We start from the raw sequence: 521 nt of genomic DNA on the forward strand, positions 1-521 counted from the left end.
AATGGCGCTCCTCCGCCAGCCGCAGCAGCCCGGCCCGCAGCAGCGGCGCCTGACTCAGTTCGAACGGCCGTACGAAGCTCCGGGTGAGTTCCCGGGCCTGCCCTTCATCTGCACCCCGGTATACCCATTCAAACGCCACGTCTTCGTGTACCTGTTGCCGCGGTTCGCCGTCGATCCACCTGAACGACGTGCGCAGCGATTCGTGACGGGCGATGACCGAACGAATCGCTTGTTCCAGCCGATCCGCATCCACCTGCCCGGCCAGTTCCACGACGCCCGGCATGTTGTAGCGCGTGCTCTCCGGCTCCATCTCATGCAGCACGTATAGCCGCCGCTGCGCCGAAGACAGCGGATAATCCTTCCCCGGCTTCGCCGGTTCGATGGCGCTGTATGCCATCTTCGACATCCCCTCGATCTTCCGCGCCTGCTCCTTGATCGTCGGCAGTCGGAATACGTCCTGCAGCGTCAGCTCTACGTTCATCGTCTTCTGGATTTTGGACACCAGCGCGGTTGCCCGCAAG

At 63.3% G+C, this 521-nt stretch carries 1 protein-coding gene; it reads right to left on the bottom strand.

The genetic code is table 11. The annotated features are described in order from the left end of the window. Window positions 1-521 (bottom strand): condensation domain-containing protein (locus ACAN56_RS35445; protein ID WP_379148801.1); only part of this gene is annotated, 521 nt, incomplete at both ends.

Origin of the sequence: Paenibacillus paludis (genome assembly GCF_042610515.1) — a bacterium.
In the GTDB taxonomy this organism is placed as follows: Bacteria; Bacillota; Bacilli; order Paenibacillales; family Paenibacillaceae; genus Paenibacillus_AQ.